Source organism: Terriglobus roseus, from assembly GCF_900105625.1.
In the GTDB taxonomy this organism is placed as follows: domain Bacteria; phylum Acidobacteriota; class Terriglobia; order Terriglobales; family Acidobacteriaceae; genus Terriglobus; species Terriglobus roseus_B.
Genome location: NZ_FNSD01000001.1, coordinates 4,593,690 through 4,615,535, shown reverse-complemented (window position 1 = coordinate 4,615,535; position 21,846 = coordinate 4,593,690). Strand labels below are relative to the sequence as shown.

Below are 21,846 nucleotides of genomic sequence, written 5' to 3'. Positions count from 1 at the left end.
AAGACAAGAGCAAGGCAGCCGCAAAGCAGCAAGACAGGGAGCGAGACCGGGTCATCAATGTCCTCAGGGAAGATATTCGATTGTGCTGGTGTTGTGGCTACTGTAGCGGTCTTTCGTTGATCAAGCAAACTAACTATTGACATGGCGCACTGCGGCGCACACATCCAGCATGCCTCAATGAAAGTCGTGCGAGCGGATGTCTGCCGAGCTTAAATCCAGCAGCTTCACGCGTTCGGCCTTCACATGGACCACACCATCCTGATTCTGCAGCTTCCCCTCCACATGCAGAAATTTGCCGCGGCTAATCAGCAGACGGTCCCGCTCATAGAGTTCCGGATGAATGATGACGTTTGCAATACCAGTCTCATCTTCCATGGACAGAAAGATGAAGCCCAATGCCGTACCGGGCCGCTGCCGCGCGATGATGGCGCCCGCCGCATGGACCCACACACCATCCTGTGCATTCCGTAGATCCATGGCCGAGAGAATGCCGGCACGCCGCATCTCAGCACGGCGAAACGCCATGGGATGACGACCCGTCGTAAGGCCCGTACCGCTGTAGTCTGCGACCAGACGCTCTTCATCCGTCATTTGCTTCAATGGGGATGCTTCGATCTCGTCGGTACCAGCGTCCTGCAACAGAGGCCCGGCCGGCCGGCTGCACTGCTCTGCCTGCCAGATGGCATCACGCCGGTGCTGTACGCCATCCATCCAATTCAGCGCGCCAACACGTGCAAGCTGTGCCATGTCCCTCCGATTCAACGAGGACACGCGGCGCGCAAGATCCTCCGAGCCACAGAACAGACCACCACGCTCACGTTCCGCAACAAGAGCATCCGCCATCCGCGCATGCAACCCGCGCACGTACATCAAACCCATCCGAACAGAAAGAACTCCATGTTCGTCATGCTCGACAGTGCATTTGCGTTGCGATACCTGCACATCCATCGGCCGCACGCGTAACCCATGCCTCTGCGCATCCTTCACCAGCACTGCCGGCGTATAAAAGCCCATGGGCTGGTTGTTCAACATGGCGCAGAGAAACGCTGCAAGATACTTCACCTTGAAGTAAGCCGAGGCATACGCGATCAACGCAAAGCTGGCCGCATGCGACTCAGGAAAGCCATACAGTGCAAACGATTCGATGCTCTGCACAATGTCGTTCTGTGTCTCTTCGCTGTATCCCTTGCGCGTCATGCCATCGCGAAGCTTCACCATCAGCACATTCATCCGATCGCGCGACCGGCGCATGCCGACTGCCTTACGCAACTCCTCAGCCTCTGTGCCGCTGAAGTCTCCCACCACCATGGCCATGCGTAATAACTGCTCCTGAAACAGCGGGACACCCAAGGTTCGTTTCAGAGTGTCATATAACTCCGGCACCACTGGATCGGGTTTCTCAAGTCCCTGCCGTCTTCGCATGTACGGATGCATCATCTTGCCGACGATGGGGCCTGGCCGAATGATGGCGACCTGCACGACGATGTCGTAGAAAACGCTTGGCTTGTTGCGCGGCAGCGAGGCCATCTGCGCACGGCTTTCCACCTGAAACATGCCCACAGTGTCGGCCCTCTGCAACACTTTGTAGACCTCATCGTCCTGAGGCAATTGAGCCAGGTCGATCGCATCGCCGTAGTGTGCGGGGATCAGGTCCAGGCAGTCCTTCATCACCGCCATCATGCCAAGCCCCAGCAGGTCCACCTTCACCATGCCCATCTGGCTGCAATCATCCTTGTCCCATTGCACCACCGTACGGCCTGGCATGGAGGCACGCTCCAGCGGCACTACCTTGTTCAGCGACCCCTTGCAGATAACCATGCCACCGGAGTGCTGCCCAAGATGCCGCGGCAGATCCTGCAGCCGCTGGCATAGTTCAACGTACTTTGCAATACGGCGATGACTAAGATCAAACCCTGCATGTCGAAAATTGTCTGCCAGCGTCTCATCCTTGCGCCGCCACTCCCATTGGCCGACCAACGATGAGAGGCGCCCCGTCGTCTCTTCATCGAATCCGAGCGCTTTGCCGACCTCTCGTGATGCAGATTTGCCGCGATAGGAAATTACGTTGGCTGTCATGGCTGCTCCGAGTTCGCCATACTGCCGATAGACATACTGGATTACCTGCTCTCGCTTATCGCCGGAGGGCAGATCAAGATCGATGTCCGGATATTCGCTGCGGTTTTCATTCAGGAACCGCTCGAACAAGAGTTCCATTCCAACGGGGTCAACCGCAGTAATGCCAAGCGCATAGCAAACGACAGAGTTCGCTGCGCTGCCACGGCCTTGAATCAGAATGTCGTTCTCTTTGCAGTGCCGGACGATGTTCCAGACGATCAGAAAATAACCGCAAAAGCCAAGCTTCTCAATTAAGGCAAGTTCTTTCGCTGCCTGAAGCCGGGCTTTGCGGAGAAGCGTTGCACTGCGCTTCGGACGGTAACGAGCACAAATCCCTTCTTCCACTCGTTTTCTAAGAAAACTTTCCATACTCTCTTCGTCAGGTACGGAGTAGCCGGGAAAAACATAACCAGGATCTTCCAGCGTAAACTCCAAGCGCTGCGAGAGAAGCACTGTGTTCTGGATTGCTTCCGGTATATCTGCAAACAGATTGCGCATCGCCGCTGCACAACGAAGATGGCGCTGAGAATTGATCTGCAACAGACGGCCGGCATGCTGCAGATCGGTTCCATTGCGAATCGAGGTAAAGACGTCAAGAATCTCACGCTCGTACTGCGTGGCGTATCGAACGCCATTGGTCGCAATCAGCGGCAACTTCAGTGAAGCCGCGAGCTCCACCGCTGCCTGGTTGCGCCATTCTTCCTCACGCAGACCGTGACGTTGCAACTCGACATAGACGTTCTCGGAACCGTAGATCCTCTGTAGCTCTTGGAGAATCACGCGGCCTTCCTTCTTGCCGCCACGCTGCAATGCAGCGGCCAACAGACCTTCATCGCCTCCCGTAAGGCAAACAAGGCCGCGGGAATACTCCTGCAGATCGTCTTTACGGGCAAAGCCTTCAGCCTTGCCTGGCTGCCGCATCTTGTAGCGCGTAATCAATTGGCAAAGATTGGCATAGCCTTCCTGCGAAGCACACAGCAAAGGCAGTCGCGGAAGATATTCCTTTTGCTGATGCACCATGCGCAGCGAAGAAGCACACCCTGGCCCGAAGCCGTCTGCGGCAATCTCTGCACCGATGTGAGCCTGGATACCCTTTTCCTTGGCGCGCAGGTGAAATCGAGCTGCGCCATAGAGTCCATTTCGATCCAGCAAAGCCATTGCTGGCATGCCGTGCTCTTCTGCAGTGTCAATCAAGTGTTCGGGATGCGAAGCTCCCTCCAGAAAGCTGAAAGCGCTGTTGGCATGCAGTTCTACAAAGCCCTCATCGCGCTTAGTCATAGAGTGCATCCATGGTCCACTCTTTGCTGAGGCGGTTATGTTTCAGCACACACAACAATGCATCGGCACCATCGCAACGGGCGCAAACGTCCCACTCTTCGCAGGACCACACTTCCGCGGACCACCAGTCGCCACTCCGTCGCCACGGACCATATGCCTGCACCACCACGTAGTACCTGCCGCCAAAGTAGAACGACAAGGGCCGTGGAGAATAACGCCTGTCGCGCGTAACGACCTGAAGCGTTTGAGGGGGTCTACAACGCCGCAGAGCCATTGCAGCAGATGCACACGACCGGCCTTTTGAGGCATGCGAAACCTTCGGCGCTACAAATCTCTCCATGGCAAATGTCGTATCCGCATGGGTGTCCAGTAGTCTTGCACGACCAACATGCTCTTCTCCCACCATGGCTGCAATGCGTGCCAGTGTCACCTCTAGAGGCATCGCCTCAGGAAGCTGCGGAGCAAACAGGCCTGCCTGCACCTGGCCTCTATCTCCCGGCTGTGCTGACAGACAGACGCCAATAACACCCGCAGCTGGCGGGTGAGCCTGCAGATCAAGATGCAGTAGCTTGAGTAAAGCAGTTCGCTCAGAAGATGGCAGAGCAGGCTGGAGGACCCGGGTATGTTCGCCTCCGCCCTCTAACTTCAGTTGCGTCGTGACACTTGCCAGTGCATACGATCGATTGGCGGCGCGCCCGATCAATTGGAGGAGCATAGGACTGAGCACGAACAGGATCGAGTCAAGCAATTCGACCGGCTCATCGAATTCCATACTCTCCTGCAATAAGAACTCGGCTTCCTGCGGCACGAAGAAATGCGGCTCTGATCCGGATGCAATGGCATGCAGACGCTTCCCTGCCTGGCCTAACCTTGCCGTGACTGCATGGACGGACAATGATGCCAGATCCCCCAGCGTGCCCAGTCCCCAGAGAGAAAGCGCCTCGGCTTGCTCTGCCGTGAGCGGTAACGAGGACATGGGAAGTTGCGCTAGTGCTTTTGCTTCTTCTCCCGCACGCACAACCAATGGTCCCCGACGTGCCACCGATGCAAGACACAATGCTGTATGCGCATTACTGCTGGTAACAAACCGGGCTGAGAGGCGAATGCTTCGTATGGCATGAGCAACATGCTGGACCATGGATGCGGCCTCGCCCCACATCCATGTGGTGCCTGTCATGTCCAGCAGTATGGCGAACGCTGCATCGGACTCGGGTTGCACCTGGATTCGTGGCGTGAACACCGACGCAGTTTCCAGCAACGCAGAGCGCGCGCAGGCATACTCCGCACTGGATGCGGGAAAGATGCTAAGACCATCAAACGCATCCAGCTGCGCTCGCGTGATGCCGTTCTCTACGCCCATGGCACGGGCCTCAGGATTGGCGCTACAAACCTGTTGGAGAGGAGGAACTCCCTTCACAACTGCAACGGGTTTACGACGCAGTTCCGGCCGCAGCCGAAGAAGAGCCTGAGCCGAGAACTCAGGCACATGCACCGCCAGGTAAACAGGAGATACCATCAAGCTCTCGCCCAAGTCGCGCGCGCCGACCATGCTGCATATCGATCAGGTTTAGCTTCTTTGCGGATCGAGACAACATTGCTCTCAGGCCGATGCTGGCGTTGACGATCCAGTTCTCCGCGATAAGCAATACCGGTCATCACCGCACCCATATGCTGGAAGTCACCTGCCTCCATTCGAACCACAAGCTCCGCACTGCTGCGTGCGCAGGGATGCTGTGTGAGTAGCAGTACACTGACGCGCGAGCGCTCGCATGCAGCGCGGAATCGAAACCATGTAGCCATGGGTACTCGCCATGCCATTTCAGCTGGCGTGCTGCCAAGGTCGAGCACGATGGCTCGGAATCCACCGCCCTGCAGTAAAAGGTCAGCTGCGCTCAAGGCTCGGTCCAGCGGAGACCATCGTTGTGTTGTCGTAATACGCTGTGCCTCTGGTCCACCTTGTGCTGCATCTGCGAGCTTCATCGCTTTCTTTTCTTTGATCGCAGCAGCGAGACTTGCGCTCATCTGCAACGAGGAAGACTGCTGCGAGGAAACTGTCTGTAGATGTTCACCACGTCTTGGAGGCTGGCGATCGGTAGGCACTTGCTCCTCACGCTTGATGTCAGCACGATGCGTCAACGATCGATTCCCCATCCCGGGCGTGCCGATGCCGCGATTGCGTCGCATGTCTTTGATCGCGGCAGATCGAGGTTGCTGCTTCAGCAGGTTATGAATTGCCTCAGACATCCCTCGACCTTCACTGCGTGGATGGGGGCTGCCGCCGCCTCCCGGTGCAGGTGGAGCAGGCCGAGCCGCTGTGGCCTCTATCTGCTGTGCCGATGCAATGACCTGTGGCGTAACCGGTTCCGTCTGCAGCACAGGTGGGGCAGTCTTACCGCTGGCACAACGCACCCACAACAGCCTTTCCAGGTCTACTCCATTGGCTGCGGCAGTATGCGGATCAAGAGCGTCGGAGACGTCTATCCAAGCGCACACGTTCCCTTCTGCCGTCACCTGCGCCAAAAATGACAACGCCGCAGTCGTGCGCCCTGAACACTCCGGCCCTACCAGCTCCGCTAACGCTCCAGTGGGTAGACCGCCACGCAGCAACACATCCAGCGCGTCGATACCAGTCGGCGTATATTCCCGCAGACCTGCAGGCCGGGGCGAAAGTGCGCCCGGCACGCGGTCCTGCAGTGCGTCCTCGATCTGTCGGCGAAGGGTAGCGGCGTGCAGCATGGGGTCGCCCTCTCTTCGCCTTATATTCGCCTATCAACCGCTCAAGCGCAACCTGCACTTTTCGTGGTGCAGCCCCTGATCGAACGAGGCTTTATCTCTACAAAAACGAGGTTTCTATCTCTTCAGAACGAAGAGGCACGGCCTGCCGGCCGTGCCTCTCTATGTCTTACCTGACCGCTAAGGGTTAATTCGTAGCAGGCGCCGCTGTTGTTGTCGGTGCTGCAGCGGGCGCATGTTGCGGTGTAGTCAGCGGCTTCGTGATGTCATCCAGATAGGCCGGTGTGCCTTCCACGCGGACCATAGCCGGATACTTTTCGCCATCGTGATAATCCAGATCGATCGGCATAATGGCGTCTTCCTGCTGAACCAGCAGGTGGATCGGTGCCGGGTCGGTCTTCGCCTTCAGCAGTGCCGCCTTCAAGCTGTCGCTGGAAAAGACCATACCGTTGACCGAGATGATCTTTTCTCCCGGCGCCAGCTTTGCCTTGTCGGCAACACCGTTCCAACGAATGTCACCCAATGTGCCATCCGCTGCAACACGTAAGCCAAGTGAATACCAAACATTGATGGCACTGCCACGGCGACTGCTGGCCAGGGTACGCTCGCTCTTGGAGGGATGATCGAGATAGACCAGTTTGTAGCCGCCATGCTCAATACCATCCAGGTCTGCGCGAGGATTGATGTTCATGATGCGCTCGCGCAGGAAAGTATCCCAGTCGAACTTCACCACTTCATTCAGATCCTTCACCAGCTCCGGGAATTCGTAACCGACGACCAGCGGGCCGGTGTTGCCGCCCTTGCCCAGGAAGATTTTTACAAAGTCATTCAATGACTTCTTGTTGTCCGTCAACTGACGGATCTTCGTATCGGTGTCGAGCCAGACCAGTTCGCCCTCCTGGTAGTAATCCTGACCGCGACGCCAGTTGACCCAGTTCTGATTCCCGCCTCGGATGAGACTGCCCGCGATGCCGGTGTCTTCCGTGGAGCGCCATGAGCGGCCCGACTTGTAGTCCAGTTGCGCTGCACTCATCGCCAGCATGTCGCGGTACTGCTCTTGCGACTTGAGGCCAGCACGCGCCGCCAGCACATTGCCCCAGTACTGCGTCATGCCCTCATACACCCACATCAGGTCACCCTGCTGCGCGGTGGCAAAGTCCGGCTGGTAGAGACGAGCAGGCCGGCGATACTTGCCGTTCCAGGAGTGCGTGAACTCGTGCGCCAGCAGGTCGGCCTCGCCTAACTGGTGGGCGTCGTCGGCAAAGCCCTTCTCGCCAACGCCGTTATCTGACGACTGACCATGCTCCAGGCCCTCGCCGCCTGCGCGGTCTGAGAGTGTCAGCAGGAAGTGGTACTCACTGTAGTGGTGCGACGCATAGTTGGCATCAGCCTCACGAACCAGGTTGCCAATCTCCGCAAGCGTCTCCGGACGCATCTTCGAATCTTCGGGATCGTCCGACACAACGTCCAGAAAGTGCTTCGGCGTTACTTCTGGTGCCAGCGGGAATTCATGGAAGTAGAGACCGGTGATCACCGGCGAATCCTCGAGCTGCTCTGCTGTCGTGACGTTGTACTTCGTCGTCACAGAGCCCGGTGCGGGCGCATGCGCGCCTTCATCCACGCCCGTAACAGCCGGCGTGGGTACCGTGCTGATGGGCTTCAGAGCCGTGCCGGTTCCCCACCCTGCCGGGACCGTTACCGACGGCTGAATCGCAATATCTTTCGTTGGGACGTTCGCCGGATACATCATCAGCCGTTCCCACTCCAGCACGGACATCTTTGTCGTAACGCGGCCGGCCACGATGGAGTCGACATGCACGTGCACACTGGTCACGCCCTTGGGCACAGTCACGTGGAACTCGGCCAACTGCACATCGTCACGGCGCCACTTGAGGGTCTGGCCGTTGCCGGTAAACACGACGCCAACCAGATCAGCCAGCGGCCCTCCTGGAGCATGTGTTCCGGGGATCCAGCGCGGCGTGATGAAGTCAGCGGTGCTGTCCGGCTTAACCGGTATGTCAATCTCCGCGTGATAAAGGTGACGAGCACCCTCCGTCAGGTCCGCGGTGATCTGGATCGGCATCTTCTGAGCGGAAAGATTCACAGTGACACACGCAGACATGGCAGCAGCCACCATCAGGTAGGCAGGTTTGAGCATGGTGAGGAGAGGTCTCACTTCCTTGGAAGACTTGGCTTACGGCAATTCACACGCTGGACGCCGTGGGAATTTGCGTGCATCGATGCTAGCACTGCGGCCGAAATAACTCGGTCAGCGGTAGACCCGATAAGCCGGTCATCCGTCCGTTTGACTCACTCCGCTAACAGCGCTATATTGGTTATGCGGGGTGGAGCAGCCCGGTAGCTCGTTGGGCTCATAACCCAAAGGTCGTAGGTTCAAATCCTACCCCCGCAACCAAACAACTTGTGCTGAATGAAAAGCTTAGGAGATCTCACTCCTTGGCTTTTTTCGTTTGCTTAATCATCGATATTCAGTATGTCGACCCTCGTTTCCTGATGATTTAGTAACAAGATGCCTATCTTGGGCTGCTAAGTGCCTCCCCCTCGAAGATCACTCGCCAACTAGTTGTGGAGGAATATTGCCAGAGCGTAATGACTCTCGCACTGCTTTCCACGCATCGACAGTGAGCGTGGAACGATGTTGCTTAGTTGTTCCCTTGTACCTGCTCCTGACACAAGCGCGGTTGTGTCAGGATGGTTGAACTGACAGAGAGTTGTGACAGTCCACTCGTGTGAGCGGACCGTCACATGTCGGCTTCTGGGTCTCAGTTGCCGCATGCAAAGACGGCATTCAGATTCGTCGGTGCGGTGATGCTAAGGCTGAGGGATGAAGAAAGTGACGATGAGCCATCCCATCTAAGGAAGCGGCAACCGGACGCTGGCGTAGCCGTAACCCCCACTGCATCCCACGGCCGATAGTATGACAAGCCATCAAGCTGCGGCCCGGGGTTATTGACGCTGACCGTCCCACCGGAACCGGCCGTCACGTTCAGGTAGTTTGCGGTCTCAAGATGAGCCGTGTAGGTTGTCGTCCTCGCAGGCGGCGTCACAGACACCGCAGTGGTCCCGCCCGCTCCGGATGTCCAGTAATCAAACAAGTAGACCGATCCGTTGATACGCTGCGGTATTGAAGCTGACAACGTGTGGACCTCTCCATTTCTCCAGATAGCCCACCATTTATTCGACATGCCGGTGCCATCCATCTGAATCCAACCACCAGCGACATTGAGATCAAAGTTCACAAAGACAGCAGAGGAAGCAGCCTGGTAGACGCTGATGCTTGCGTTCCCAAGTGTGACTGTGGCCTGACGAAAATCACCGGTGTTCGGTTGCGCGGTATAGGAAAGCACGCCGTTGGAAGCTGACGCTGTAAGCCAGGAGGCAGAGGATGTGGGTTGTGTCGTGCAGGATCCCGTGCTGGTATAGGGCGAGGAGCCCGTTCCTCCGGAGTGATCCATCGCGAGCATATTGATCGGCAACATCGGCAGCGTAGAGGTTCCGAGTGTATAGGTGCACGCCGCGCTCGAAGACAGCTTGATGATCTGCAAATTATCGGTGACGGTAAGTGGGATGGATTGGCCCGGAGGCAGATCTGTGGCGGTGACATTCCCACTACGATCCCACTGGTATGAAGTGACACCGGAGAACGAAGAGGATGTATTCAGAGTGACGTTCATCGGTGCAACTGGAATGTCATAGTGCAGATCCGGCTCATAATTCGGGACTTCCTGCCAGAGGGCGAGATAGTAGGTGCCATCGCGTTTCTGCAGCAAAAGCTGGTGGACACTTGTGCTTGCACCGGCCAGGGTGTACGTCAGGGTTCCAGGTGTGAATGAGCCGCCCGGATCGGCCAACAATTTGGTCAGGTTCGAGATCGCATAGAAGGAAGGTTTGAAGCTGCCGTCCGCGCGGATCAATCCATAATCCTGACCGCCTTGGCTGATCAATTCGTAGAGGTACGACCTGCGGATTCCAGCATTAAAGTGTTCCATCAGAAGGCGCGGAAGATAGACTGCGCTAACCTCTTCCGAAACGTAGTTCGTCATCCATGAGCCGGTGCTGTAGCCCGTTTCCGTCACGTAAACCGGCAGGTTTCCAGACGTAACCTTCGCCATGTTCAGGCTGTACGGAATGCTGCCATAGCCGCCATCGCCCCATCCGACAGTTCCGGGATTACGTCCTGCGTAGTAATTATGGATGTTGGCGTAATTGAAAAAGCCGCTCATGTTGCCGAGTAGGTAGTAGTCCGCCGGGAACACGATCGATGGACCGACTACCGGGTAGCCAGCGACCTTGCCTGCCGCGCTGAGGACGGGCATACTGCCCCACAGCGTGGAGAGCCAGTTTGCCGAGAAGTCGTATTCGTTTGGATTTTCGTACGCCTCGAACGCGGAACCGACGCGGCTTGGCCATTGCTGGAGAAGTGCGGCAGACTGATCCGGGGTTACGACGTATAAACCCTTGATTCCGATGGCCGCCAGTTCCTTGTGCCGGTCATAGTAGTCCTGCATGCCTGTATCCATTACGCCGTCGCGGATGTGACGAATGCCCAATGTCTGCAGAGAGCTTTTCACAAGTGGAAAGTTCGTGTAGTAAGGCGTTTCCGTAAAGATCAGGTGGATATTGATCCCAATGGAGTCGACGAATCCATCACTCTGTGCCGCTTGTTGTTGCGCTGTGGCAAATGAAAATGGGAAAAGTAATAAAACGGTAAGCAACTTAATGAGGTGCAGGGGCACTCTTAGATCACGACGGTATGACGGCAACATTAACTTCCTCGCGGCGACTGCTTGGCTTTTGGTAATACAACCGGATAGGCGCAGTTCTTCCGCGGTGCTCTGCCAAGCACCTCCGAATCTGAAGCCTTATAGCCTTAGTCGTGATCCGATTCTTGCATGATGGGACACGCCATAAAACTCACAAAATCTTCCGATTTCGCGTGTTTTGGCGCGTAAAAACGAACCGCTGCAGGAATTTTTTACTTCTGATCCGCGGACTGGGTTGATTCGAAGAGGATCGGTTGTCCGTGCTGTGGGTCTCGCAGATTAAAACGGACCTGTCTATGACCTCGGCCATCGCGACCCGAGTGGAGGAACTGCTCTACGGCCTCAAGATCCGCGAGGAACTTCATCTGGGCACGAAAAAGGCGACCTCACGGTCGCCTATTTCGCAGCTGTGACGACGCTTATGAGGCACCACGGCCTTTCATAACTGCCGGAAAGGTCTGCGCGAGAATACGAAGATCAAGCCCCAGTGACCACTCATCGATGTAACTCAGGTCGAGCGTCATCCAGCCGCTGAAGTCAAGGCTGCTCCGTCCACTCACCTGCCAGAGCCCTGTCATACCTGGCTTGACAGAAAAACGACGCATCGTGCTCAGTTCGTTCACGCGACCGACATCGCGCATGGGCAGCGGCCGTGGTCCAACGAGAGACATTTCGCCACGCAAAACGTTGAACAATTGTGGCAGTTCGTCGAGCGAGGTTTTGCGGATGAATGCGCCGATCTTCGTCACGCGCGGATCATTCGTAATTTTGAAGACCGGCCCTCCGAGTTCGTTGAGGTGCTCGAGCTTGGCCTGCTGCTTTTCCGCGTCTACGACCATGCTGCGAAACTTGTACATGTGGAATATGCGCCGATTCCAGCCATATCGCTTCTGTTTGAAGATGATTGGGCCATCGCTGGTGAGTTTCACCAGGATCGCAATCACGAGTAAGAGCGGGGACAGGAGCAGCAAGCCGAATGAAGCACCTGCAAGATCGAAAGACCTCTTGAGGAAACGTCGACTGTCGTGGTGCACCATATGGAGCACCATCTGGCTGCCTTCTGCAGAGACTCGCTTTGTGATGGATGTCTGAAAGTTGTTCGCTGGAAGGTGAGACTGGATGCCGGCGATCTCACAGAGAGCCAGCGCTCGCTGGGTCACTACGTAGCTCGAACGCTGGGGAAGCGCGATAAACACATCATCCACTGGCTGCCCTAGCAATATTTCTTCGAGCTGATCAAAGGTTCCAAGGTGCTGACCGATGTTTGACTCTGCGAACTCCTGCGGTGCGCTATCAACAAAACCGATGACTTTGTAGCGCGAATGAGAATCCGCAGTGATCTGCCGGCACAAATCTTGGGCCACGCTGCCACTACCAACTACAATCGCACTCCTGTGTGCGCCCACTTGCGCGCGCACAAACCGTACGAACAGGAAGATGAGCAGGCGAGAACCGCAGAAGCAGAACAGGCTGAGGAGCCACATAACTGCACCCGCAAAGAACACGTTCTCACTCGACCGCTGAAAGAACGCAAACATCGCCACCAAAGTGGTGAGGCATATTGCCAGCGGAATGCGGCGCATCTGATGCTTGAATGTTTGCGATCGGTGAATACCCGAGGCCCACAGTGCGCCGTGCCACAACAAGACACAGGCTAGACCAAGCAGGAGGTTGCGCATAGAAATGCGCAAAGAGAGAAACGTTGCCAGGTTGGACTGTGTTGGCAAACGGTAGCAGAGAACCGTAGTGACCACGAAAGACGCACTCAGTAACAAAAGATCCATACATGCGACTGCGGACGTGCCTAGAAAACGGACAGCGAGGCGATCGTTGAAGTTTCCGGCGATTCGATGTCCCGAATGAATCGCTTTCGCCGTGGACAGGGGAGCCACAGAACGTACCGGATCAGCGGTTGGCAAAAGTGTTCTCCATCAGGTAAAGTACGCAGTCGTCCAGATATCAGGCCGACTCCGCTACAGAATTGAAATGGAGTGTTGCAAGTTGCCGACCAAACGCGATTGCCGTGACTTTTGGAAGCGCGCATGCGACGTCGACCCGGCCGGGGCCAATCAGTTCCCTTCCGCGATGCCAACAAGTGGCAAGATTTTACCCACACTCCATCCAATTCTTGACGTCACTCATGAGTTTGCTTGGATTATCCGGGTGATATTTTGCCTTTTTCTTCTGCAAAACTCTGCAATGGAAGTAGGAATGCAACAGGATATGCGACGCTACGCATTCGGTTACGCAGAGCGCTAAACCACCACGGCCCACGTCAATGGGAGGGTGGCTATTTCAAAGTTTGAGCGGTGTGAGTATTGATGAATGACATGAGTACCAGTTCGATATCCGGCGTGGTCAAGCGTCAATGGGTTCTCTTGCTGCTTTGCATTGGAGTCGCGGCAGTCCTTGCTGTAATCGTGACAGCGGTCCAACCGAAGACCTACAGGGCAGAGGCCAAACTCCTTGTACGCAACAGCCGCATGGCGATTGTGATGGGTACCGACACGCCTTCACAGGCCATGGCTCCAAGCCAGGTGACGGAAGAAGACGTCAATTCGGAAATCGAAGTTCTCCGCAGTCGCGAGATTCTTACCCAGGTGGCCGAAGACGCGGGAATGACGGCGGCGGGCACGAAGCCTTCCCCGAAGGCGGCTGAGCAATCTGTTTTGAAGATGTACAAGAATTTGGACATCGCCGCGATTCGCAAGACGAATGTCATCCAGATGGCCTTTTATGCTCACACGCCACAGGATGCGGTGAAGACGCTCCGATTCTTGACGTCAAGATACGTCACGGCCAGCATCTCCGCCCACGCGGCGCCGAACTCATACGAATTCTTCGAAGGCCAAGTTGACGGCGCGAAAAAGAATATGGCTCAGGCGCAACAAGCCGTTTCCGAGTTCCGTGCGCGTTCCGGCATCTCCTCCGCGGAGCAACAGCGCACAGAGCTGATTAAGGAACTCGCCGCAACACAGGATCAGATCCATGACGCGGACGTAAAACTGCAGGAACTTGGTAGCCGCCGGCGCGCGCTCGAAGGACAGAGCAAGAATGTGACCTCGCGACTGCCGACCCAGGTGCGAACAGCTGTCAATCAGCCCCTGATCGAACATCTTCAGGCGAATTTGAACGCGCTTGAGAATACTCAGATATCTCTCCTGCAGCAATACAAGCCGACCGATCGCCTCGTGCAGATCAACAGCGAAAAGATTGCCAACACGAAGGCTGAACTGGCTGAGAGCCAGCACATGGCCGCCACAGAACAGACGACGGACATCAATCCCCTCTTCCAGTACGTCACCAAGGAGGCGGCTTCAAACGATGTCGACAGTTCCGGCTACCTGGCGCGGCTTCACTCGTTGAAGAATGTTGAGGGCGACATCCAGAAGCGGTTGGCAGCGCTAGACAAGGACTCAGTGACGCTGGCGAACCTTGAGCGCGTTCAGGAAGATGCTCAGGATAACTATGCAGCTTTCCTCAAGCGCATGGAGCAGGCTCGAGTCTCGACCCAGATGGATAGGCAGAACATTGCAAATGTCGCTGTGATTGAAGAACCGATGTCGTCGCCGATTCCTGTTTCGCCTTCACTACGCGTGAATCTGCTCGTAGGCCTCGGAGCTGGCGCCCTGGTGGGCTTTGCACTGGCTTGGTTCAAGGATTCATCAGCGAACGCTCGTCTGAAGAAAACACATTTGCGCGAATTCGCAATCACCGCTTAGCAAAGCGACAGGAGCAAAGTTATGAAGCATGGTTCGATCGCAGCGCTACTGGGGCTGGTGCTCTGCGCCCCCCTCACGACGTCAGGACAGTTTCTGCATCACGGGACGGGACGGTATCAACTCCGTTCCAATGATGAGATTAAGGTCACCTATCATCTGACTCCCGACTTGAACGCGACCGTATCCGTTCAACCGGACGGTTATGTCGCGCTGCCGGAGATCGGCGAGGTCCGGCTCGCCGGACTGTCGCTCGACGAAGCCACAGAAGCCATCACGATGAAGGCGGCTGCGCGTCTTAACAAGCCGGAAGTCAGCGTGGAAATCGTCAGATTTGAAAAACCCCACATTTTCGTCGGCGGAAATGTGGGTAAGCCCGGCCAGTACACGCTGAATGGTCCCCTCACAGCGTTACAGGCAATCCAAGTCGCGGAGGGCTTCAAGGATACCGCTAACATGAAGCATGTCCTGCTGATTCGACCGATTGGCGAAGGCGTCGGAGAAACGACTGTTCTAAATCTTAAGCGCTCCGGCAGTAAGCATACGACGACCGAGACCTTCGTTCAGGATGGTGACACGCTCATCGTTCCGGAGAACAATCTGACGGCCGTGTCGCGCTATGTAAAGCTGATCAATCCCGGCGTTTACTACCCGTTGAAGTAGCCACTGAATGACTCTTCTCTACGCAGAGGATGAAATATTAATGCTGTATTTGCGGGTGCCTCCCGAAGAGCATCTGGGAGTTGTCCGGTCATGAAAAATGTCGTCATCATCAACGACAATGCCAGGATCACTGGCGGGGCCGATAAAATCGCCCTGCAAAGTGCGATCGGTATGGCGGCGCGAGGAAATTCAGTCACCCTGCTTACTGCGGTTGGCCCGATCGCACCGGAATTACGCATTCCGGGAATCGAGATCGTGTCGACCGATCAACAGGAAATTTTGAACGATCCAAATCGACTTCGCGCTGCTACCCAGGGGATATGGAATAGCAAGAGCGCCCGCATCGCGGCTAATCTGTTCGATCGCTTGTCGCCTTCCGATACGGTCGTGCATGTTCATCTTTGGGCGAAGGCTCTTTCGTCGAGCGTTGTGCGGATGGCCCTGGATCGTGGGTTTCAAGTGGTCTGCACGCTGCACGATTATCTTCTTGCTTGCCCGACGGGTACGAAGTTCGACCACGGCTCGAACACGATTTGCTTACGCGATCCACTCAGTTTGCAATGCATCACGGCTCAGTGCGACAGCCGCAACTATGCGGACAAGCTTTGGAGGATAGGAAGGCAGGTTGTGCAGCAGCAGCGAGGTCTCATGCCTAGTGGTTTGACGGATGTCATCGGAATCTCCGACCTGGTTCTGTCGGTCATGAAGCCGCACCTCTCGCCGCTCACGCGCGTCCACCGGCTGTCGAACTTCGTGGAGACACAACGAGAAGCTGCCGCTGACGTCGCAAACCACAGTGACTTCACGTTTCTTGGGCGCATGGTCTCTGAAAAGGGCCCGGCGTTATTCGCCACCGCAGCGAAGATGGAAGACGTTTCAGCGAAATTTCTGGGTGACGGCCCATGCCGAGAGGAAGTAACGAAGATCTTACCGAGCGCAACCATATCGGGATGGCTGTCTGGGCCTGATTCACTGCGAAGCCTGAAGCAGTCACGCGCGATGGTGTTCCCTTCTCTCTGGTATGAGGCGCAGCCGCTCGTTGTGCTTGAAGCCCTGTCCATGGGTGTTCCGTGCATCGTTCCGGACACTTCTGCGGCACGTGAGATGGTTTCTGATGGACGTACAGGATTGATCTTCCGTGGCGGGGATCTGGATAATTTGCGCGAGAAGATCCGGGCTCTCAAAGATCGTCAATTCGCAGCATACCTGGGCAAGAATGCGTATGAAGCCTACTGGTCGGCCCCGTGCACGCTTGAGAAGCATCTGGATGGGCTGGAAAACATTTACGCCACCATGCTTCGGTCTGCGGATCGCGAGATATACGCATGAAGATAGCTGAACCGACACACGAGATGCTTCCTGCGTACGACGTGCCGTCTCTTTCGGCGGAAAAGAGGCCTGTGCGGCGCCTGCGCGTTTTGCACGTCCTCGAAGCGACACTCGGTGGCACGCTACGGTACTTGGAGAACATCGGCCAAAGTATGAAGGATTCGCCGTTTGAATTCGGCTTTGCCTTTGGTCAAAGCCGCGCGGATTCTCGACTGGAGCCGTTTCTTGAGACCATCCGGGAGCAGGGTTGGTCTACCTTCCCGGTGGACATGCGACGCGAAATATCGATTGGGCAAGAATTTCGGAATGTTCTCGCGTTGAAGAAAATCATTCGGGAGTTTCGTCCCGACGTCCTGCATTGCCACAGTTCGAAGGCGGGCGTGCTCGGCCGACTCGCAGCATATTCGCCCGGCCGATCAACCGCGGTGATCTACAGTCCCCACGCGATCGCAGTTCCTCTCGGGAAGAAGTATCTGTATATCGAACGCGCTTTGAGACGGATGGTTCGAGGCTTTATTGCCGTTTCACCAAGTGAAGCAGCGGATATCGTGCGGTACGGACTCTGCAGTCCGTGGGCAGTGCGAGTGGTTAACCCCGCAATTGACACGGAATACTTCAGCCCACGCAATCGCGAGATGGCGAAGGCAGACCTGGGACTGAGCCACACGCCCCTGCTGCTGGGCATCGGTCGAATGACACCCCAGAAGGACCCCTTGGCTTTCCTTGAGGTCTTCAAAAAGGTCAAGGTGCACGTCACAGACGCAAAGGCGATCTGGATGGGAGAGGGCGAATTAAAAAACGCCTTTCTGCAGCGCGCCTCTCAACTGGGGCTTGAAGACGATATACAGGTTGTGCCGTGGCAGCATGACATTCGCACCTATCTGGCCGCGGCAGATGTCCTTTTGGGAACATCTGTCTATGAGTCTTTCGGATACATGATCGCCGAAGCCTTGGCGATGGAAGTCCCGGTGGTCTCGACCGCAGTCAGTGGACCGCGCGACATCCTAGTGGGACCACTTGCCGCGAATACTTACGCGCTGGGTGACCTTGCGGAGGCAACCAGCCTGGTCACACGACTGTTGCTGGAACAAGATCAGGCTGCGTATTACGGCTCGATTGGGAGGCCTCTTATTGAAGAGCGCTTCAGCAAAGACGCTATGCGTGCAGCGCTCACCGACTGCTATCGGACGATCGTCGCTTAGGTCGTCGGCGAGCGCAATAACGTCACCCAATTTCCGGATACGGCTCACCAGATGAGGCGTATCCAGAGCAAGAGCCACTTAAATCAGAAGCGTAAAGAGAGGATTGAGCCGCGTGACGACTGCCGATATCAACACTGCCGGACGAGGCCGGACTCGCCGTACACTGGACGGCTGGTACGAAACCGGGCGGGGAGAAAATCGCATCGCGGCAATGGAAGGTCTGCGTGGGCTTGCGATCGTCCTGGTGTTCATTTGCCATTTCCAGATGGTGATCCTTTCGCGACTGGCTGACGTTTTTCAGTCGAGGCTGGCAGTCACATGTGCTGAGCTCGGCGGTACCGGCGTTGACTTATTTTTCCTGCTCAGCGGCATGCTGATCTACCGTGCTTCCATGCGGCCGCGTGTCCACTATGGCCGATTCATGATGCGAAGGATACAGCGCGTTTACCCCGCGTTCCTCGCGGTCTTCGTCTTCTATCTTGTGCTGTCGCTTGTCTTCCATATGGGCGAGCACTACAAAGGTAATGGTCTGCTCGATCAGTTCCGCTATACCGTAGCGAACCTGCTCTTCTTACCAGGCGTACTCGACATGCCGCCAGTCATTTCCGCTGCATGGTCTTTGAGCTACGAATTTTCGTTCTACCTGCTGATCCCGATCCTTGTTCGCCTACTTCGGCTCACGTCTTGGGGGCGCTTCCATCGTGTAGCTTTCTGGGCCGCTTTAATCATTGGCTACATCGCTTTCGTCCTGCTGCGACCGAACTTTTTTCCGCATTACCACGCGCAGGATAGCTCGTATGTCCGCTTTACCCTTTTCCTCGCCGGAATGATTGTGGAAGAGGTGCTCAGCACACATCGTGGCCTGAAGCTGTTGTCTGTGCGAGTACAAGCGGCCTTGCTTCTGTGTGCCGGCATAGCTCTCGGCGTGCTGATCTACAGCGAGATTCACACCGTGAAGACGTTGGCGCATGGCTCCCCCACACACGCGGGCATTCGCGCCATACTCGTGCTCGTTTTATACACGGCGATTTCGTTTGCGACGCTACAGCCTCGAGGCATCCTTCAGAATCTCTTTAATCATGTGACGCTGCGGTGGACGGGAAATATTAGCTATTCGTTCTACCTCATTCACGGCTTCACTCTGAACGTGTTTGCAGTGGTCGTAGCACATTTGCCATGGGCCAAAGCGCATCCCACAGTAGCAGCGCCATTTCTCCTGGTCCTCGCATTTGCCGGCAGTTTCGCGGCGGCCACAGTATTATTCCTGGCGATTGAAAAGCCCTTCTCGTTAAGCCACCCAAAGCCAGTACAAGACAAACTGAGGCCCGCCGCGGGCCTCGGGACAGCGGAGTCAGCTTCGTGAAAGCTCTCTTAATCACATTCGTTGTCGTGATCGCAGCCCTGCTTCTCCTGGGAGCGGGCGGGGTCGCGCGCGTGCTCTTCCCAATCGGAGCCATCCTCATTGGAGGACTGTTACTACGGAAGCGGCCTGACCTATATATGGACGCGCTGCTGTGGTCCTGGTTCCTGTGCGCGTTTCTTCGTCGTGTGATGGACTACCAGGCAGGCTGGAAAGAGCCCAGCCTCGTCCTGATCGTTCCGTACCTCATGGCATTCGTCGCACCAGTACTGGACTTCAAGCAAATTCTTTCCGCCCCTCTGAAGTCAACAGCCGCGTTTGTCATCGCAGCAATGGCAATCTGCTACGGCGCTATCATCGGCATCACCCAGCAGTCCATCACAACCGTTGTGGGCGCATTGCTACAGTGGGGCACACCGGTAGCATTCGCCTGGTGGTTCACCACTGCCGCTCCTGACATGCAGGCCATGGTGATCAGGTCGATTCGACGCTCCTTTTTTTGGGCCATCCTCATCATGGGCGTTTACGGTCTCTACCAGTACGTAGTGGCGCCCACGTGGGATGTGTTTTGGCTGGAGCAACTCGGTGGTGTAGCAGACGTAACAAGCATGGGGACGCCGGAGCCCTACGGTCTTCGAGTTTTCAGTACCATGAATTCAGCTGGCGCGTTCGCGCTCGTGACTGCGGCCGGCCTACTCATCGTTGCTGATTCGAGGCACAAACTGTCACCGGTCGTCTTCAGTGCGGGTGCGCTTGCACTGCTGCTGACGCTGGGACGATCCGGCTGGATGGCTACCGTCTTCGGTCTCATATTGTTGGCAACCATCGCACCGAAGCGTGTCACAAGCACCATTGCCGTCCCTTTGCTTTTCGCCATGCTCTTTGGTTCCGCGCTCGCCGTTGGTCCGGCCGCCGAAGTCGTCAACGATCGCATCTCGTCGTTCACGCACCCCAGCGATGATGCCAGCGGCAACGACCGTACACGTGGTGCGTCAAGCGCCATGAAGATGGTGAGCGAGCATCCCCAGGGATATGGCTTGGGTGTGGGCGTCGATCTCATTTCGAATGACGGCAGCTTCAGCCTGCATGACGACGGAATCGCGGAAGGCTTCCTGACGCTTGGTCTAGTCGGCGGCTTCCTCTACTTCGGATCTCTTGGATGGCTCCTGATCCGCATGCTTCAACGACAGGGGGGCGGCGCCATCCTGACGCTGCCTGCCATCATCTCGCTAGCCTTCCTCTCTCAAATACCACTGGGTAGCTCGAATCTCGGTGTACCCGGTTTCTTCTTCTGGATGTTCGCAGCATGGGCTGTGCATGAGAAGTTGCCCAAAGACGATCGTATCGATCAAAGCCTGGACAACAAGGTTGTCGCCAAGGAAGGATTTCGCCTTGACACATCTCCCTCCACCGTCTGAGTCTCCGCGCACGGAAGCACAGAATCACTTTTTCTGGATTGACATCCTGCGAGGTCTCGCGGCCTTTGCTGTCGTTGTGTATCACTGCCGCGTGGACATGTGGATCGGGTTCAAGCGGATCGCAGCATCTCCCGCGCTGTACAGTCGGTTCGATCATTGGACTGCGTATCTCTCCGCACCGGTTCCCTTCTTTCGGTCTGGCGTCATGCTGTTCTTCCTTATCAGCGGTTTTTGTATTCACTATCCCTATGCAGCCGGAGGAAGAGACCTCACGCTGCGTTCGTATTCCGTACGTCGCTTCTTCCGAATTTACCCGCCTTACTTGATGGCGGTGCTCATCGCGCTCGTGGTGGAGTACGTTTGCTTTCACCTGGTGCGTATGCCCAGAAGCGCTCCATCCAAGGTCTTGCAGACCATTTTCATGGTTCAGAACTACGGCGCAGATCCCTATCAGATGAAGGGCGATCCAGCGCTTTGGTCTTTGCCGATTGAACTGGAACTTTATCTTCTTTATCCAATTTTCTGGGCGTTATTGCAGTGGCGCGGATGGAAGGTCTCATACACCGTCGTCTGCATCACTTCGTTCTCAGCGCTGGCCGTCATCCTTGCGACACCGATGCTACGCGATCGCTTCCAGACCATCGGGCAAGTCGGAAACTCTCTGATGTACTGGGTCATCTGGTGCGGGGGCGCTTGGCTCGCGGAAGAAATACGTCGCGGAACAACAAACACGTTTTTGAAGACAGAACTGTTCCTCGCAGTTTTTTCTGGAGTCGTGGCCGTGAGCAGCACAGCTACAAACTGGCCGATCGAATATCAAGAGCTGCTTTGGGGAGCATTTTGGTTTCTGATGCTTCGCGCTGGGCTCCGCAAGGCGCACCTGCTCGAATACCTGGCGCCGAATGTGGCTAAGGGATTCGCCCTGCTTGGGACTATCTCTTACTCGCTCTACCTGATCCACTACCCATTCTTTAAACTCTGTTCAGCGTTATGGCTCATGCACTTTCATCATCAGCAGACGAATTTTCTGGTCGCCTTACTGTTTGCCGTGGCCACTCTTCCCATCGCCTATCTCTTCTACATTCTGTTCGAGAGGCCGTTTCATCGGATGGCGCAGAGGCTCGGACGTAGCTCGGAGCGCCCTGCAGCGAAAGGCGTTGTTTCGGAAACGCTACTGTCACGCAGACCCGCGAACAACCAGGCTTCCTGAGTTGACTGCTCGACTGATTTTGTCCTCAACACTCA

Annotated in this window: 13 protein-coding genes and 1 tRNA gene; 8 read left to right on the top strand and 6 right to left on the bottom strand. The window is 56.1% G+C overall.

Going from position 1 to position 21,846, the window contains the following annotated elements; all coding sequences use genetic code 11:
* Positions 1-174: 174 nt before the first annotated feature.
* The 4 genes from BLW03_RS19195 to BLW03_RS19180 all read right to left on the bottom strand — a co-directional run bounded on the left by BLW03_RS19195 (position 175) and on the right by BLW03_RS19180 (position 8,284).
* Entirely contained in the window at positions 175-3,393 is a 3,219-nt protein-coding gene (locus BLW03_RS19195) for a DNA polymerase III subunit alpha (RefSeq protein ID WP_074655576.1), read from the bottom strand.
* Positions 3,386-4,909, bottom strand: a complete 1,524-nt coding sequence (locus tag BLW03_RS19190) for a DNA polymerase Y family protein (RefSeq protein WP_074656172.1) — start codon at positions 4,907-4,909, stop codon at positions 3,386-3,388. The genes BLW03_RS19195 and BLW03_RS19190 overlap by 8 nt, the downstream gene beginning before the upstream one ends.
* A complete protein-coding gene (locus tag BLW03_RS19185) occupies positions 4,909-6,129 on the bottom strand; it encodes a P-loop NTPase family protein (RefSeq protein WP_074655575.1) in 1,221 nt (406 codons plus the stop codon). Before BLW03_RS19185 ends, BLW03_RS19190 begins: the two co-directional genes overlap by 1 nt.
* Positions 6,130-6,313: 184 nt before the next feature.
* The gene (locus BLW03_RS19180) at positions 6,314-8,284 is read right to left on the bottom strand and encodes a M61 family metallopeptidase (protein ID WP_074655574.1); all 1,971 of its coding nucleotides are present in this window, start codon (positions 8,282-8,284) and stop codon (positions 6,314-6,316) included.
* 181 nt (positions 8,285-8,465) lie between these two features.
* Here BLW03_RS19180 and BLW03_RS19175 point away from each other — a divergent pair.
* Positions 8,466-8,542: transfer RNA gene (locus tag BLW03_RS19175), tRNA-Met, on the top strand.
* Positions 8,543-8,909: 367 nt separating this feature from the next.
* Here the strand turns inward: BLW03_RS19175 and BLW03_RS19170 are convergent.
* The gene (locus BLW03_RS19170; RefSeq protein ID WP_139285264.1) at positions 8,910-10,913 is read right to left on the bottom strand and encodes an InlB B-repeat-containing protein; all 2,004 of its coding nucleotides are present in this window, start codon (positions 10,911-10,913) and stop codon (positions 8,910-8,912) included.
* Between the two features lie 416 nt (positions 10,914-11,329).
* Positions 11,330-12,829, bottom strand: a complete 1,500-nt coding sequence (locus BLW03_RS19165; protein ID WP_139285263.1) for a sugar transferase — start codon at positions 12,827-12,829, stop codon at positions 11,330-11,332.
* Positions 12,830-13,240: 411 nt separating this feature from the next.
* Here BLW03_RS19165 and BLW03_RS19160 point away from each other — a divergent pair, with 411 nt between their 5' ends.
* The 7 genes from BLW03_RS19160 to BLW03_RS19130 all read left to right on the top strand — a co-directional run bounded on the left by BLW03_RS19160 (position 13,241) and on the right by BLW03_RS19130 (position 21,811).
* On the top strand, positions 13,241-14,632 hold the full coding sequence (locus BLW03_RS19160) for a GumC family protein (RefSeq protein WP_074655571.1): 1,392 nt from the start codon (positions 13,241-13,243) through the stop codon (positions 14,630-14,632).
* 21 nt (positions 14,633-14,653) lie between these two features.
* Entirely contained in the window at positions 14,654-15,292 is a 639-nt protein-coding gene (locus tag BLW03_RS19155) for a polysaccharide biosynthesis/export family protein (protein ID WP_074655570.1), read from the top strand.
* Positions 15,293-15,382: 90 nt separating this feature from the next.
* Positions 15,383-16,621 carry a glycosyltransferase family 4 protein gene (locus BLW03_RS19150; RefSeq protein ID WP_074655569.1) on the top strand — a complete coding sequence of 413 codons (1,239 nt, stop codon included), beginning with the start codon at positions 15,383-15,385 and terminating at the stop codon, positions 16,619-16,621.
* Entirely contained in the window at positions 16,618-17,823 is a 1,206-nt protein-coding gene (locus tag BLW03_RS19145; RefSeq protein ID WP_074655568.1) for a glycosyltransferase, read from the top strand. Before BLW03_RS19150 ends, BLW03_RS19145 begins: the two co-directional genes overlap by 4 nt.
* Positions 17,824-17,935: 112 nt before the next feature.
* Complete coding sequence (locus BLW03_RS19140) at positions 17,936-19,186, top strand: acyltransferase family protein (RefSeq protein WP_139285262.1); 1,251 nt, start codon at positions 17,936-17,938, stop codon at positions 19,184-19,186.
* Positions 19,183-20,601 carry an O-antigen ligase family protein gene (locus tag BLW03_RS19135; protein WP_139285261.1) on the top strand — a complete coding sequence of 473 codons (1,419 nt, stop codon included), beginning with the start codon at positions 19,183-19,185 and terminating at the stop codon, positions 20,599-20,601. The genes BLW03_RS19140 and BLW03_RS19135 overlap by 4 nt, the downstream gene beginning before the upstream one ends.
* Entirely contained in the window at positions 20,501-21,811 is a 1,311-nt protein-coding gene (locus BLW03_RS19130; RefSeq protein WP_083350661.1) for an acyltransferase family protein, read from the top strand. Before BLW03_RS19135 ends, BLW03_RS19130 begins: the two co-directional genes overlap by 101 nt.
* Positions 21,812-21,846: the final 35 nt, after the last annotated feature.